At 47.7% G+C, this 15480-nt stretch carries 18 protein-coding genes; 16 read left to right on the forward strand and 2 right to left on the reverse strand.

Annotation, left to right across the window (positions count from 1 at the left end):
* Positions 1-12: 12 nt before the first annotated feature.
* Together HH196_RS02190 and HH196_RS02195 are read left to right on the forward strand one after the other, a co-directional pair.
* On the forward strand, positions 13-1341 hold the full coding sequence (locus HH196_RS02190; protein ID WP_169450460.1) for a DUF3422 family protein: 1329 nt from the start codon (positions 13-15) through the stop codon (positions 1339-1341).
* A complete protein-coding gene (locus HH196_RS02195; protein ID WP_169450461.1) occupies positions 1338-1655 on the forward strand; it encodes a BolA family transcriptional regulator in 318 nt (105 codons plus the stop codon). Before HH196_RS02190 ends, HH196_RS02195 begins: the two co-directional genes overlap by 4 nt.
* Positions 1656-2341: 686 nt before the next feature.
* Here HH196_RS02195 and aroA read toward each other — a convergent pair.
* A complete protein-coding gene (aroA, locus tag HH196_RS02200) occupies positions 2342-3619 on the reverse strand; it encodes a 3-phosphoshikimate 1-carboxyvinyltransferase (RefSeq protein WP_169450462.1) in 1278 nt (425 codons plus the stop codon).
* Between the two features lie 171 nt (positions 3620-3790).
* On the opposite strand from aroA, the gene HH196_RS02205 reads away from it, so the two are divergent.
* The 4 genes from HH196_RS02205 to HH196_RS02220 all read left to right on the forward strand — a co-directional run bounded on the left by HH196_RS02205 (position 3791) and on the right by HH196_RS02220 (position 5804).
* Positions 3791-4027, forward strand: coding sequence for a YdcH family protein (locus HH196_RS02205; RefSeq protein ID WP_169450463.1), 237 nt, complete (start codon positions 3791-3793; stop codon positions 4025-4027).
* Positions 4028-4177: 150 nt separating this feature from the next.
* Entirely contained in the window at positions 4178-4642 is a 465-nt protein-coding gene (locus HH196_RS02210) for a glycine zipper 2TM domain-containing protein (RefSeq protein WP_169450464.1), read from the forward strand.
* A complete protein-coding gene (locus tag HH196_RS02215) occupies positions 4642-5046 on the forward strand; it encodes a VOC family protein (protein WP_169450465.1) in 405 nt (134 codons plus the stop codon). Before HH196_RS02210 ends, HH196_RS02215 begins: the two co-directional genes overlap by 1 nt.
* Positions 5043-5804, forward strand: a complete 762-nt coding sequence (locus tag HH196_RS02220) for a 3',5'-cyclic-nucleotide phosphodiesterase (protein WP_169450466.1) — start codon at positions 5043-5045, stop codon at positions 5802-5804. Before HH196_RS02215 ends, HH196_RS02220 begins: the two co-directional genes overlap by 4 nt.
* Positions 5805-5842: 38 nt before the next feature.
* On the opposite strand, the gene HH196_RS02225 is transcribed toward HH196_RS02220, so the two are convergent.
* Positions 5843-6415: a YecA family protein gene (locus tag HH196_RS02225; protein ID WP_169450467.1), complete on the reverse strand. Its 573-nt coding sequence runs from the start codon at positions 6413-6415 to the stop codon at positions 5843-5845.
* 111 nt (positions 6416-6526) lie between these two features.
* Between HH196_RS02225 and recQ the strand changes: the two genes are divergently transcribed.
* From recQ to HH196_RS02275, 10 genes are all read left to right on the forward strand, one after another.
* Positions 6527-8653, forward strand: coding sequence for a DNA helicase RecQ (gene recQ / locus HH196_RS02230; protein ID WP_169450468.1), 2127 nt, complete (start codon positions 6527-6529; stop codon positions 8651-8653).
* A gap of 20 nt (positions 8654-8673) precedes the next feature.
* The gene (locus HH196_RS02235) at positions 8674-9093 is read left to right on the forward strand and encodes a YqaA family protein (RefSeq protein ID WP_169450469.1); all 420 of its coding nucleotides are present in this window, start codon (positions 8674-8676) and stop codon (positions 9091-9093) included.
* 70 nt (positions 9094-9163) lie between these two features.
* Entirely contained in the window at positions 9164-10099 is a 936-nt protein-coding gene (gene ttcA / locus HH196_RS02240) for a tRNA 2-thiocytidine(32) synthetase TtcA (protein WP_169450470.1), read from the forward strand.
* 294 nt (positions 10100-10393) lie between these two features.
* Entirely contained in the window at positions 10394-11731 is a 1338-nt protein-coding gene (gene soxC / locus HH196_RS02245) for a sulfite dehydrogenase (RefSeq protein ID WP_169450471.1), read from the forward strand.
* Positions 11715-12743 carry a c-type cytochrome gene (locus tag HH196_RS02250; protein ID WP_169450472.1) on the forward strand — a complete coding sequence of 343 codons (1029 nt, stop codon included), beginning with the start codon at positions 11715-11717 and terminating at the stop codon, positions 12741-12743. Before soxC ends, HH196_RS02250 begins: the two co-directional genes overlap by 17 nt.
* An 85-nt stretch (positions 12744-12828) precedes the next feature.
* The gene (gene soxX, locus HH196_RS02255; RefSeq protein WP_169450473.1) at positions 12829-13191 is read left to right on the forward strand and encodes a sulfur oxidation c-type cytochrome SoxX; all 363 of its coding nucleotides are present in this window, start codon (positions 12829-12831) and stop codon (positions 13189-13191) included.
* Between the two features lie 24 nt (positions 13192-13215).
* Positions 13216-13674 (forward strand): thiosulfate oxidation carrier protein SoxY, encoded by a 459-nt coding sequence (gene soxY / locus HH196_RS02260; RefSeq protein ID WP_169450474.1) that lies wholly within the window; start codon positions 13216-13218, stop codon positions 13672-13674.
* A gap of 27 nt (positions 13675-13701) precedes the next feature.
* Positions 13702-14010 carry a thiosulfate oxidation carrier complex protein SoxZ gene (soxZ, locus tag HH196_RS02265; RefSeq protein WP_169450475.1) on the forward strand — a complete coding sequence of 103 codons (309 nt, stop codon included), beginning with the start codon at positions 13702-13704 and terminating at the stop codon, positions 14008-14010.
* Positions 14011-14034: 24 nt separating this feature from the next.
* A complete protein-coding gene (soxA, locus tag HH196_RS02270; protein ID WP_169450476.1) occupies positions 14035-14895 on the forward strand; it encodes a sulfur oxidation c-type cytochrome SoxA in 861 nt (286 codons plus the stop codon).
* Positions 14896-14906: 11 nt separating this feature from the next.
* Positions 14907-15335 (forward strand): hypothetical protein, encoded by a 429-nt coding sequence (locus tag HH196_RS02275; RefSeq protein WP_169450477.1) that lies wholly within the window; start codon positions 14907-14909, stop codon positions 15333-15335.
* Positions 15336-15480: the final 145 nt, after the last annotated feature.

Below are 15480 nucleotides of genomic sequence, written 5' to 3' on the forward strand. Positions count from 1 at the left end.
GGGAAGGGCAGAATGTCTAATCAGAGTGGTTTAGTTTGGCATGAAGATCGAGATTGGCTCTATGATGAGCTGCACTCACGCCCATTCCAACGTATCTCTGGTGATGTCAGTATCACTCATATTGCTGTGCTTGCTAATCAACAGGAGCGTAAGGTCCAGAGCGAGCAGATTCAAAAGCTACTAAGTATGCTGGGCATGGAAAGTGATGCGGTCGATCAAGCGTGTAACATCTATACCTCAGATGACCTTCGTATTCGTTGGGAGCAGCACCTAGAGTTCACTTCACTCACCATCACCGATTCCCGTGAAGGGGTTGCCTCAACTCAGCCCTTCTTCACCACAGCCTTAGATCGCCTACCTGATGGTTGGTTAAGCCGCTACCCTGGTAAGACAGTAGCCGCCTTTCATATGCGTATTCAAAACCTTAAGGGTGCTCATTTACCTGCACCTAATGATGTTCGTGCGCAGTTGGATAACATGCAGATGATCGGCAGTTTGCCGCAAAACGGTGCTGCACAGATATGGACTACCTTCCGTACGCATGGCGATAACTTTGGTCGTTTCCTGATTTTTAATAACAGCATGTCCAAGGGCCAGATGGGTCGAATGGTGCAGCGTGTTATTGAGGTTGAGACCTACCGCCTTTTGGCTCTGCTAGGCCTTAAAGAGGCGCGTAATCTTTCTCCTGTGGTCGCTGATATGGATAGCCGTATGGCAGACCTAACCCGTCGTCTCTCTACGGGTGAAAAATCGAATGACACAGAGCTATTGGGTGAGTTGATTAATCTATCTGCGGATATCGAAGCAGAGCGTGCCCGCACCACTTTCCGCTTTAACGCGAGCCGTTCGTACCACGATGTCATGGCAGCGCGTTTGGATGAGCTGCGTGAGGATGAGGTTTCGGGCCACCTCACTTTAAAAGAGTTTTTGATTCGCCGTCTAACGCCTGCTGTGCGTGGCTGTGAGACCATGCATAACCGATTGGATGACCTCTCCAGAAGGGTAAACCGAGCCTCTGATATGATGCGTACCCGAGTGGAGATGGCGATACAGAACCAGAACCAGCAGTTGCTCAGCTCAATGGATCGTCGATCACGCATTCAATTGGCGATGCAGCACACGGTAGAGGGTCTATCGGTCGCAGCTATTAGCTACTATGCAGTGGGTCTGGTGAAATATCTGATTGATGCGGCTGTTACCGCGGGTGCCCCGATTGATAAAGAGATCTCGACTGGCATTTCAGTACCACTTGTTATTGGTACAGTTTGGTTTATTACGCGTAAAATACACAGTCGTTTTAAAAAGCTAGCAGAAGCCAAGGCAGAGGATGTTAATTCATGAGTATCGAGTCACAAATTGAAACCAAGTTGAATGCCGGGTTAGCTCTTTCGCATCTAGAGATTATCAACGAGAGCCATATGCACTCCGGTACTCGTTTGGATACCCACTTCAAACTTGTGGCCGTAAGTAATGATTTTGACGGTAAGCGCCTTATCCAGCGCCACCAGACTATCTTTGGTCTGCTAAACGACATAATGCAAAACCCAATCCACGCTCTATCAATGCACCTATACACTGAAGCAGAGTGGGCTGAAAAGGCTGGTGTGGTTCCAGCTAGCCCGAACTGTATGGGTGGTTCTAAACACGATAAGTAGTTTGGAGTCCTATCGAAGATAGGGTTATCTTTTCTTTAAGAGCTAAATTTAAAAAGCGTTCTACTCGCCTAAAGGCGACCAGCCTTACTTTTCCCTTGTCGGAAAAGTAAGCAAAAGGACACCCCGCTCCTTCGGCCTGCGGCACACTGCGCGCGATACTCTTTTTCTGAAGCTTATCAGGACCGCACAAACCGTTAATTGCTCCTGCATTAACGGAATACATGCCATCCTTGGCATTAAGTCGGCTTCCTGCCTCCGTTGTGCTCTTCGGCCCTCCATGGCCTCAGCCTGACAAGCTTTTAATCGAAAAAGAGCATCGTGCTCGTTCTCAGTCGGACGGGGAAACAGGGTGCCAAATTCGAATCGCGTGCCAGTCGTCCACGTCCGATCGAGAGTGAGTACGATGGTTTTTCACGGTTAAGAGTTCAATCGGCTGAGGCCTGGATGGCCGAAGTCTGCAACGGAGGCAGGAGCCGACTTTGCAGTGTCCTATTGGACTTCAGTGAAAAATCATTGAACGGAGCGTGCCGCAGGCCGAGTGAGCGTAGTCAGTTTTTGGGTACTTTTTGCTGACCAAAAAGTACCAATGACCAGACTTTAGGCTGGGTATTCGCTTTTGATCTAGCTATAGCTTTTAAAAAAGTAACAGCGACAGGCTGAAAGCCCATCACCGCATTTAAATTAAGTTATTTGGTAACTTGAGCAAACAGATCGAAGTACTCTGGGAATGTTTTGCGGGTACAGCCTGGATCATTGATGGTGATCGGGTTGTTGCCGAAAGCGGCTAGTGAGAAACACATCGCCATACGATGGTCATCGTAGGTATCGATGGCTGCGCTCTGTACTTCTGCTGGTGGAGTGATTTCGATGTAGTCTTCACCTTCAACAACCTCTGCACCCACTTTACGAAGCTCTGTGGCCATGGCGTTAAGACGGTCGGTCTCTTTAACGCGCCAGTTGTAGACGTTACGAATGGCAGTAGGGCCTTCGGCAAATAGAGCTGCAGTTGCGATGGTCATTGCGGCATCTGGGATGGCGTTCAGGTCTAAATCTACACCTTTAAGCTCACCTTTAGTCACTTCAATCCAAGTAGGACCGTAAGTCACTTTAGCGCCCATTTTGCCCAGTACCTCAGCAAAGGCTTTGTCGCCCTGTATCGATTCAGACCCAACGCCGTAGACGCGGATGGTACCGCCAGCAATAGCAGCAGCTGCTAGGAAGTAAGAGGCAGAAGAGGCGTCGCCCTCTACCATCACTTCGCCTGGTGACTTGTAGGTCTGACCCGCTTTAACAACAAAGCTCTCGTAGTTGTTGTTGATAACTTCTACACCGAACAGCTTCATCGTGTGAATAGTGATGTCGATGTACGGTTTAGAGACAAGCTCGCCATCCATCACAATCTCTAGGTCTTCTTTAGCAAGCGGTGCAGCCATTAGAAGGGCAGTTAGGAACTGACTAGAGATGTTGCCACGAATTGAGACACGGCCACCTTTTAGTCCCTGTGCATTGATCTTAAGCGGCGGGTAACCTTCGTCTTTTAGGTATTTAATATCAGCACCTATTTGAACAAGCGCATCGATTAGGTCCTTAATAGGACGCTCATACATACGAGGCTCACCCGTCAGTGTGAATTCACCTTCACCTAGACAAAGAGCTGCAGTAAGCGGACGCATTGCGGTACCAGCATTACCTAAAAACATCTCTGCTTGTTTGCAGGTGAATGCACCACCAACGCCTTTAACCACACAGCTACGACGATCGCTTGCTAATTCATAGCTAACGCCAAGTTCAGTTAATGCGTTAAGCATATGGCTGACGTCTGCGCTATCGAGAAGGTTGGTTACACGGGTCTCACCCTCAGCAAGAGCAGCTAAAAGCAGGATGCGGTTCGAAAGGCTTTTTGAACCAGGAAGTTGAACTTCGCCATTAGCAAAGCTGCGAGGTTGGAGTGTTAACGTTTCCATATAACCATTGTGTCGAGAATTGGGTGAATTTTGAGCGCGCTAAGTTACTAGGAAACGGGTTTATTGTCTATTTTTGAGCCCTCTTTTCATTTAATTGATGCGGGTCAATTTCCTTCTCGAATTGATAGGGCATAGTAGCTCCATCGAATATCTGTTTTAGGAGTTACACAAATGGTCGGCGAACATCACGATCTAGTTCACGAATTACCAGAAATGCGCGATCGCATTCACGAACTGAAAACATCAAACAACCACTTTGCACGTCTGTTTGATGAGTACCATGAAGTAACTAAACAGGTTGAGTTGATGGAGGCCGAAGTAACGCCTGCTGAAACTAGCCGTGAGGAAGAACTCAAAAAACGTCGTCTATCACTTAAGGATGAGTTATTTGCGATGTTGAAGGGGTAAGAGAGCGACTTTCATAGTGTCCTTTCGTTGCTATTCAGCCCGGCTTGAAAAAGACCGGGTTTTTTTTTGTCCTAAATTTAATGTTTTGTAAGGTGACGTTTTTAGGAATTATGTCTAAGCTTTAACTAAATTGATTTTGTGAGGTTTGCTATGCGTTTGAACAAACTTTTAGTCCTTTCGATTGCAGCGGTGACTTTGTCTGGCTGTGTGCAGCAGAGTCTGCAGGGAAATGTTTATACACGTTCTGAAGCGCGTCAGGTCCAGCAGTTGGAGTACGCGACTGTTGAACAGGTAACGCCGGTTATTATTGAAGGCGACAAAAATAATCCGGTAGGTGTTGGTGCCGGTGCTATCGTCGGAGGTCTTGCTGGTTCAACTATCGGTGGTGGTAAGGGCTCAAGTATTGCAACTGTCTTGGGTGCTGTTGCGGGTGGTCTAGCTGGACAAGCACTTCAAGAAGAGGCGACACGAGTTCAGGGGCAGGAGATTGTTCTGCGCATGGATAATGGCAAATTACTCTCTGTTGTTCAGGAAGTGGAGAATAATCTCTTCTTCAGAATTGGCGATAAAGTACGTGTGTTACGTTCTAACGGCACGGTGCGTGTAAGTTATTAATGACTCGTCCAGTTCTGAATCGGATCCATCATGCGGCGATAATCTGTAGTGATTATCGCCGCTCTAAACACTTCTATACCGATCTCTTAGGTCTCACTATATTGGATGAGAACTACCGCGCTGATCGTGACTCATACAAGTTAGATCTAGCCCTACCTGATGGTGGTCAGGTGGAGCTCTTTAGTATGCCAGGCGCGCCTAAGCGGCCAAGCTTTCCTGAAGCGCAGGGGTTAAGACATTTGGCTTTCTCTGTATCAGATATAGATCAATGGGTTGCATGGTTAACCTCGCACTCTATCGAAGTTGAGCCTATCCGTGTCGATCCCTATACAGGTATGCGTTTTACCTTTTTTAAAGATCCGGACGATCTGCCACTAGAGCTTTACGAGCAGGCAGCCCAATGAATATAACGCCTTTAGGCTGTAGCGGTGGGTTAGCAAAAAGCGCTGAAACAACAGCTTTTTTGGTCGATGACTTTCTGTTGCTTGATGGCGGTACTGGTGCCGCAACCCTATCAAAATCTGAACTGGATAGGGTGGAGTATCTTCTCCTGACGCATGCTCACTTAGATCATGTGGCGGGTATTGCTCTATTGATCGCTTCATTTGATGAAGGGCGTGCTGCACCGCTCAAAATTGTTGCGCCAAAGGTTGTGCTGGATACGCTTAAAACACACCTTTTCAATTGGCAGGTTTGGCCTGATTTTTCACAGATACCAAGTGCCGACGCGCCATTTATCGAGTATCTTGAGATTGAAGGTTGCCTTGAATTCGCAGGTCTGAAGGTCGAGGCAATTCCTCTAACACATACTGTCCCATCTTTTGCCTATCGGATTGAGAGTGACTTAAGTTCGATCTGTTTTTGTGGTGATACTGGTCCTACACACGAGTTGTGGCAACTGCTCAATAGCAAGCCTGTAGATCATCTCTTTATTGAACTCTCCTACTCTGATGCGGAGCAGGCGCTTGCGAGCGTTAGCGGTCATCATACGGTGAGCTCGCTAGTTGCAGATCTAAGCGAGTTGCAGCAATCCTGTGCGGTGCATTTGATGCATTTAAAGCCAGGGCAAGAGGATGAGATAAAGCGGGAGTTGGAACAGAAGCGGGCAGAGTTAGCGCATTCAACCAGCTTCTGTGAAGTAGGGCAGGTGATTAAGATTTAGCCAATCACCTGTCTCTTTTCATTTGTAAGGTTTGGGTTTTATTTATCAGGTGCGTGGAAGTGCAGGTATAGATCAATAAGCACTTCAGGGATCTGGTCACACATCTCTTCTGTAAGTGCGCGGTCCTTGCGGATATCACGAATCTCCTGCTCTTCGAAAAGATCAGATACAACCATGACTGGTAGAAGAAGGCCTGCAACTTCCTCCTCCTCGTCACCGAACCAGCTATCTTCATGCAGGAATACACCCTCCATAAAGCCTTCAGCCCAGATCTGTAGCTCTGCAACTTCTTCATCGGTATCAACGGTAAGTTCGCAAGGAAGTAGAATCTCTTGGTCGCCGTAAAGGTCGTTGCTGATGGTGCTGTTAAGCTTGCGAAGTAGGTTAGTCATTTCGCTAGCTTGGGCATCACTCTCCCAGTTTGGAGTGCCATCAAATACAAGTTCGATCCACTCAGCTTCTGGCGTGCGCTCGGGTGAGATGTTCAGTGCACATAGCAGACCGTGTGCGCCAACTAAATCGAGCGCTGATTCTGCAACCTGATCCGAGAGAAGAAAGTTCTCTAGTAGATCAAGTTCCTCTTCGCTAATAAGTGCCACTGTGTTGCTCATTCGAGACTCCTCTAATTACAGTAAGTGCTAGTGTACATCTAACACCCTATCAGAGGGTATGTTTATCGCTATATCTGATGACTTAGCTCAGCCCATGTTTATAATAGCCGCATGTTAGATTCCGCCCGCCATCAACTTCTTCACACCTTTGGTTTTTCAGAGTTTCGCGACCCGCAAGGCGAGGTGGTAGAAACTTTGCTGTCTGGCCAAGATGCGCTTGTCATCATGCCAACCGGTGGTGGTAAGTCACTATGTTATCAGTTGCCATCTCTTGTTCGTCCGGGAACTGGTGTGGTTGTTTCGCCGCTTATCGCTTTGATGCAGGATCAAGTGAGTGCGCTCTCGCAGTTGGGTATTAAGGCTGGTTGTCTCAACTCAGCTATCGACTTTGAGCAGATTCAATCGACTGAACAGATGCTGCTTAACGGTGAGTTGGATCTTTTATATATAGCCCCAGAACGACTACTTCAGCCGCGTACCTTGGCTCTGTTGCAGCGTGCAAAATTAGCGCTCTTTGCAATTGATGAGGCGCACTGTGTATCGCAGTGGGGGCACGACTTTAGACCTGAGTATCTCCAGCTAGGTCAGCTTTCAGAACTTTTCCCAGGTGTGCCCCGCGTTGCGCTTACTGCAACTGCAGATGCTCGTACTCAACAGGAGATTGTTGATCGTCTTGGTTTGGGTTCTGGGCGTGTATTCATTAAAGGTTTTGACCGCCCCAACATTCGTTACCGCATCATGCAGAAGGATAGGGCACGCGAACAGCTACTTAACTTTATCCGTACAGAACATGCCCAAGATGCAGGGATTGTCTACTGCATGTCGCGTAAACGGGTCGAAGATACTGCTGCCTGGTTAAGTGAGCGAGGATTTAACGCCCTGCCATACCATGCAGGCCTATCTGCTCAACTGCGTGAACACCATCAGCATCGCTTCTTAACAGAAGATAACGTCATTATGGTGGCAACTATTGCGTTCGGTATGGGTATCGATAAGCCTAATGTGCGATATGTGGCTCACTTGGATCTTCCGAAATCTGTTGAAGCCTACTACCAAGAGACAGGGCGTGTAGGTCGTGATGGTCAAGCAGCTAACGCTTGGATGGTCTATGGTCTGCAGGATGTGATTTTTCAGCGCCAGATGTTAGAGGCGGGCCAAGCGCCTGCTGAACAGAAACGGATAGAGCGACAAAAACTTGAGGCGATGTTGGGGTTGTGTGAAATCACCAGTTGTCGTCGACAGGTGCTGCTCTCCTATTTTGGCGAATCAGAACATCAGCCCTGTGGTAATTGTGATAACTGTATTGACCCGCCAGAGGTGTGGGAAGGTACTGAAGTTGCTCGCAAAGCTTTGTCGGCGGTCTATCGCAGTGGTCAGTTGTTCGGTGTAAATGCAGTTATAGATATTCTATTGGGCGAACATAACGATCGCTCGCATGAGCGTGGCCACGATAAACTGTCTGTCTGGGGGATTGGCAAAGAGTTGGACCGCAACGCCTGGCGTTCGGTATTTCGCCAGCTCGTGGCGCGTGGTTACCTTCAGGTTACGGCTGATCATGGCACCCTCTATCTTGCCGAGCAGTGTCGACCTCTTCTTAAAGGTGAAGAGCAGATTGAGCTTCGCAAAGATAAGCGTAAGTTACGCACTTCGACATCTAGCTCGAAATCCCGTAAGCCTGAGATGCAACTCGATGCTGAGGACTTTAAGCTTTGGGAAGCACTGCGAGCTTGTCGAAAAACGCTTGCCGATGAGCAGGATGACCCTCCATATGTGATATTCCATGACGCAACGTTGATGGAGATGGTTGAGCGTAAGCCGACCTCCTCAATGCAACTGCGACGTATCTCTGGGATTGGCGATCGTAAGCTCGATCTTTATGGCGAGGCGTTCCTTGAAGTGATCAATGAAGCGCTCTCGGAAGATAAGGCCAAAGAGGTTGATTATCAGAAAGAGGAGGTGCTGCAGCTCTACCGTATCGGTATGAGTGTGGAGCAGATCTCAGCAAAGGTGCACCTTTCACCCCAACAGCTTATGAATATTCTTGCTGAGTGGATCGGTGCTGGCGCTATCTCACTCACCGAAGTTGTTGAGTTGCCATTGACTGAAATCTCTCAGATCGAGCAGGAGATTATCACCAGTGCGGCTGTTAACGGAGCATCATTAAAGCCTGTATTCGATCATTTTGCTGGCGCCTATAGTCTGGGTGTGTTGCGTTGTGTGCAGGCGGCGATGCAGTAGCTTTTGGAAACCTTAACGTGATGGCTGATTGGTCACTTTTTCTCTCTGCTTTTATCTCATCAACGCTTCTGCCGGGTGGGTCCGAACTGCTGCTTGGCTATCAAGTGAATGCATCTCCGGAGCGCTGGCTATCATTGGTTGCTATAGCAACGGCAGGTAATCTGCTCGGTTCGATGGTTACCTTTGCCATGGGGTGGTGGGTTGCGTCACGTTACCCAGCAAAATTTTTAAACAAACCAAACGATCTTAAAGCGTCGACGCTCCTGCAGCGGTTAGGTCCTTTTGCGCTTTTACTGGCGTGGCTTCCCATCATTGGTGATCCGCTCTGTCTAGTTGCAGGCTGGTTGCGTTTTAATATTGGCTTGAGTCTGCTACTTATCGGTGTAGGGAAGCTATTTCGATATATAGTTGTCGCGACAGCTGTACTTGAGGTGCTCTGATTTCAGTTCGCCCAACCTTTAGTTATAATCGCCGCCTCGCAAAACCAGAATCCCTAAATAGGTCCATCTAATGTCTGAATCTTCAACTCTGAATGAGTTTGATCGTAAACGTAAACTTCGCTTCGATAAGTTGCACAAGCGACTTCGTCGAGAAGTAGGGCAGGCGATTGAAGCTTTCAAGATGATTGAAGAGGGCGACAAGGTGATGGTTTGTCTATCAGGTGGTAAGGACTCTTACACCTTGTTGGACATCTTGGTTAGTCTGCAGCGCAGCGCGCCAGTTAATTTCGAACTGGTTGCGGTCAACATGGATCAGAAGCAGCCTGGCTTTCCAGAAGAGATTTTGCCTGCCTACCTAGCAACTACCGGTGTCGAGTATCACATTATCGAGAAGGACACCTACTCGGTAGTGAAGTCAGTTATTCCTGAGGGCAAAACCACCTGCGGTCTCTGTTCACGTCTGCGTCGTGGCACTCTGTATGGTTTTGCAGAAGAGATCGGTGCGAACAAGATCGCCTTAGGGCATCACCGCGACGACATAATCGAAACGATGTTTTTGAATATGTTCCATGGCGGTAAGTTAAAAGCGATGCCACCTAAGCTTGTCTCTGATGACGGTAAGAATATGGTGATTCGCCCGCTCTGTTACTCACGTGAGAAAGATATCGCAGAATATGCAGAGATGAAGGAGTTCCCGATTATTCCTTGTAACCTCTGTGGTTCGCAGGAGAATCTGCAACGCGCCAACATTAAAGAGATGTTGCAGGACTGGGATAAGCGTTTCCCTGGCCGTATCGAATCAATGTTCCGTGCGCTCTGTAATGTTGTGCCTTCGCACCTAGCGGATGAAAAGCTATTCGATTTCAAATCGCTTGAACTTGGCTACCCACATGGTATTCAAGATGAGAGCACCATTTTAAGTTTGACCACATCGCATGCAGATAAGCCTGAAGCGGCCTCTGGTGTTCAGATGATGGAACCCATTCAGATCACCACTGTTCAATAAGTGGTGACTTATTAGGTTAAGGCATTCCTTAATTCTGAAAATTGTGCAGTGCACTTATCCTTTAGGCTAACTATTTCCAATTGAACTACGCAATCTCGCAAAAAGTTTGCTAGGGTTGTTGTATAAATCCACGGACGGTAAGGGTTCTAGCCAGATTCAATTAATTTGCTTAGAACTACTAGTTATAGTTAAAAACTGAATATAGCTAGAATTTATTTTTATATAGGATTGCAGGGCGCGTAGAATGTGTCCTAGTACCAAATTTATATAACTCAACCAGCCGGGAGGCATTTGATGGCCAAAATCATCAAGGGGCCGACGACTCGTGAGCTAATGTCCCAGCTTGCGAAAGAGTCTGACGGACTCTCATCGAACGATCGTCGCGATTTTCTCCGTAAAGGTATCACCGCTGTAGGTGGTGTAGCAGCAGCTAGCGTAGCTGGCTCTGCAGTTGCGGATTCAATGGTTAACTCGTCTAACCTACCACCTAATGAACCAAGCTGGGGCCGCCAGTTGGGTCACGGTGTAATCGAATACCCATACGGTCAACCATCGAAGTTTGAAAGCGACGTTGTTCGTCGTACAGTACCTTGGCTGACAGCAGAGTCGATCTCTTCGATCTCTATGACTCCGCTACACGAATTGAAAGGTATCATCACACCTAACGGTTTAGTGTTTGAGCGTTACCACGGTGGTGTACCAACAATTAACCCTGAAGAGCACCGTCTAATCATCCACGGTCTAGTTGATCGCCCTCTGATCTTCACTATGGAAGATCTAATGCGTTTCCCTTCAGAGTCTCACATTAAGTTCATCGAGTGTCCTGCCAACGGTGGTATGGAGTGGCGTGGTGCACAGATGGAAGCACTACAGTTTACACACGGCATGCTATCTTGCTGTGAGTGGACCGGTGTTCCTCTACGTGTTCTTCTTGAAGAAGCTGGCGTTAAACCAGAAGGTAAGTGGATTCTTGCTGAAGGTGCAGACGGCGCGCACATGTCACGTTCGATCCCAATCGAAAAAGCGCTTGATGATGCACTTATCGTCTACGCACAGAACGGTGAGATGCTTCGTCCAGAGCAGGGTTACCCAGTTCGTCTTCTTAACCCAGGTTGGGAAGGTAACACCTCTGTTAAATGGCTACGTCGTATTGAAGTGGGTGATCAGCCTTGGCATCACCGTGAAGAGACTTCTAAGTACACTGACCTTATGGCAGACGGTAAAGCACGTCGCTTTACATTCGTACAGGAATCTAACTCTGTTATCACTTATCCATGTCCGGAAAAACCACTACTTGGTCCTGGTATGGTTGAGATCGAAGGTATCGCATGGTCTGGCCGCGGCAAGATCAAACAGGTTGATATCTCATTCGACGGTGGTGTCACTTGGACTCCAGCTAAACTGAAAGGCCTAGTGCTTGAGAAATCACTGACTCGCTTCAGTCTAGTGACTAAGTGGGATGGTCAGCCATGGTTGCTACAGTCTCGTTCAATCGACGAAACTGGCTATGTACAGCCAACACTTAAACAGCTTCGTGCTGTACGTGGTGTTGAGTCTATCTACCATAAGAACTCAATCCACACTTGGAAAGTATTGAACACCGGGGAGGTTAAGAATGTTCAAATTAGCTAAGCCTACCCTAGCTGCTGCTGCGGTAGCGGGTGCTCTTGTTGCTGGTACTGTTAACGCAGGCGGCCAGTACGGTTTCGGTTCTGCTGCATCTGCTGAACAGATCGCAGGTTGGGATATCGATGTTCGTCCAGATGGTCTAGGTCTTCCAGTTGGTGAAGGCTCTGTATCTGACGGTGAAGGTCTATACGAAGAGAAGTGTGCAGTGTGTCACGGTCTGTTCGGTGAAGGTGAAGGTCGTTGGCCAGTACTAGCAGGTGGTAAAGGTACCCTTGCTCAGGATCGTCCAACAAAGACTGTAGGTTCATACTGGCCATACGCATCTACACTGTACGATTACATCTACCGTGCGATGCCATTCCCAGCGCCACGTTCACTAACTGCTGATGAGACATACGCAATCTCAGCATATGTTCTATACTTGAACGAGTTGGTTGATGAAGAGTTTGTTCTAACTAACGAGAACCTCGCAAGCGTGAAAATGCCTAACGAGCCAAACTTCTTCGTAGACCCACGTCCAGACGTGAAAAACGAACGTTGTATGAAAGATTGTGCTGACCCAGCAACTATGAACGTTGTAGGTACAATCAGCGGTGTAACTCCTGTGAGTCACTTCGTTGAAGGTGCAGATGGTCCAGCTGCTTCGCATGAAGCTCAGCACGAACTAGAAGCTCAGAAAGAGAAAGAGCGTCTAAAAGAGCTTGGTGTTGAAGTTAAAGAAGAAGCTAAGTCTGAAGGTGCGGGTGAGCTATCAGCTGCCGCTCAGGCTGGTAAAGAGACATATGAAGGTGCTTGTAAAGCATGTCACGGCATGGGCATTGCAGGCGCGCCTAAAGTGGGTGATAAGGGTGCTTGGGAAGCACGCATCGCTCAGGGTATGGATACTCTAGTTGATCACGCGATCAACGGGTACCAGGGCAGCAACGGTGTTATGCCAGCGAAAGGTGGTCGTATGGACCTATCTGACGAAGTGGTAGCAAACGCTGTAGCCTTCATGGCAGAATCTAGTCGTTAATTCGACAAGATATAAACGGGGTGGTTCTGCCACCCCAATTAATAATAAAAAGACGCGTAAGCGTCAGATCACTGAAGGAGTGACCATGCGAAAGTTGATCTCAGCCCTCGCAGTGGCCGGCGTAGCACTTGGTGTAGCAGGTTCTGCAGTCGCGGGTTCACATAACGAAGCAATGATTAAAGAGGGGCAAGCGGTATACCACACTAAAACTCGTGGTAACTGTATCTCTTGTCACAACATCCAGGACCCAATTGCAAACCAAGCGGGTAACCAGGGACCTATGATCGTTGCAATGAAAGCACGTTTCCCAAATAAAGCAGATCTGCGTGCTCAGATTTGGGATCCAACTGTTAAAAATCCTCTGACTATCATGCCTCCATTCGGACGTCACGATAACCTCACTGAGGCAGAAATTGACGCAGTTGTTGAATATATTTACCAGTACTGATCACTTGATACAGGTGGAGTTAAAATGAGTATGAATCGTCGTACAGTAGTAAAAGCAATCGCTGCAAGCGGTGCGCTAATGGGCCTTGGCGCTCTTATGCCACGCGTTGCAATGGCAGCATGGAACAAATCAGCATTTGAAGCTAAATCAGAATCAGATGCACTAAACGCACTATACGGTGGCGCTGCAGAAGCTAGTGCTGACGTAGTTCTTAAGGCACCAGATATCGCTGAGAACGGTGCAGTTGTACCTGTAACTGTAAGCTCTAAGCTAGCTAACGTTGAGTCTATCTCAATCCTTGTTGAGCAGAACCCAACACCACTAGCAGCTGAGTTCGTTATTCCTGCTGGTACAGAAGCTGATGTTTCTACTCGTGTTCGCATGGGTAAAACAACTATGGTTACTGCAGTAGTTAAGGCTGGCGGTAAGCTATACAGCGCTTCTAAAGAAGTTAAAGTAACAATCGGTGGCTGTGGCGGTTAATCCGTCGCCTATTGCAGGAGAAATATCATGGGTATTTTTAAAGTTAAAGCGAAAGCAAAAGGCGGCTCTACTGACGTCAAAATGATGGGTAAGCACAACATGGACACTGGCCTTCAGAAAGGCAAAGACGGCAAGCTAATCCCAGCTAAGTTCTTATCAGTTGTATCTGTGTCTCACAAAGGTAAGGTTGTTTTTGAAGCTAACCTAAACACAGCTATTTCTAAAAACCCGTACCTAGCGTTCTCATTCGCTGGTGGTGCAAAGGGTGACATGCTAGATATAGCTTGGACTGAAAACACAGGTAAAACTGGAACCGAGTCTGAAGAGATCAAGTAATTGATCTCTCCTTACGGAGGACACATGAAAATAATAACTAGTACACTGCTCGCATTGAGCGTGGCTGCAGCGAGCCAGATGGCTTCAGCTGCTACTACCGGTGCTACTCTGGCGACTGTAAATCCAGAGGCGGACCGTCTTGCACTGCAACAGTACATGCAGGATCGTTTTCCTGGTGTAGAGATTAACGAATACGGTAATGGTATCTACGCAGTAGATGCTGCTTCTCGCGAACAGTGGGAGCAGATCGAAGAGTTCCCTCCATACGAATTCGATGTCGAAAAGGGTGAAGAGCTATTCAATGAGACATTTGCTAACGGCAAAAGCCTAGCAGATTGTTTTGAGAATGGTGGTATTGGTATCCGTCAAAACTACCCAATGTGGAACGCTGAGCGTGAAACAGTGGTAACACTTGAGATGGCTATCCAAGAGTGTCGAATCAACAACGGTGAAAAACCATACGGCTTCAAGAAAGGTGCGCTAGCGCAGGTTTCTGGCTACATGGCTTACACTTCTCGTGGTAATGCATTCGATATCAAGATCCCTGATGAGAAGGCAAAAGCTGCTTACCTTGATGGTAAGAAGTTCTTTTACTCTAAGCGTGGTCAGCTAAACCTTTCTTGTGCAGATTGTCACATGACAGGTACTAACCGTCTGATCCGTGCGGATCTTCCATCACCAGCACTAGGTCACCCAACTAACTTCCCAACGTTCCGTTCAAAGTGGGGTGAATTGGGTACACTGCACCGTCGTTACGAAGGTTGTCACAGTGACTCACGTTCTGAGCCAGAAAAAGTTCAGAGCGCTGCGTTCCGCAACCTAGAGTACTTCCAGTCTTACATGTCTAACGGCATTGAGATCAACGGTCCTGGCGCACGTAAGTAAGGAGCATACAGATGAAAAAGATCGCTATGATCGCAGCTGTAGCTGCACTTACAACAAGTACTTTGGCGTCAGCTGAATCTTTCCAGAAAGCGTTTGATACTGCGCGTGCTCAGCAGGGCGCAAACGGTACCTTCGAATGGAATGGTAAGAAGTACAATACTCTTCGTGAAGAAGAGGTAATGGCAATGAAACCAGCTAACAAAGCAAACGCAGAAGCACTGATCGCAGCGGCTGAAGCTAAGCACAAAGAAGCTCAGGAAGCTGGCTTCGCTTGGCGTGACACCAAAAAGCGTATCGGTGAAGCTCAGGCTGCACTTGAAGCTGGTAAATTCCAGGAAGCAATGGACGTTGCTGCCCGTGCTCACTACCAGGCTCGTATGGGTCTAGTTCAGCGTGACTACGCTGAGAAGCACTGGATTGATGCTGTTCCAGGCAAGTAATTTAGTTATTTGCTCATAAAAGCTCGGCCTCAGGGCCGAGCTTTTTAATTCTTATAATTCGTACTGAATAGATTTTTTCGATAAGCACCGCTTCTCAAAAAGATTTTCACAGTGATCTTCAGAGCCCTTTATGGGCTCTTTTTTT

This window comes from Marinobacterium sp. LSUCC0821, from assembly GCF_012848475.1.
In the GTDB taxonomy this organism is placed as follows: domain Bacteria; phylum Pseudomonadota; class Gammaproteobacteria; order Pseudomonadales; family Balneatricaceae; genus Marinobacterium_E.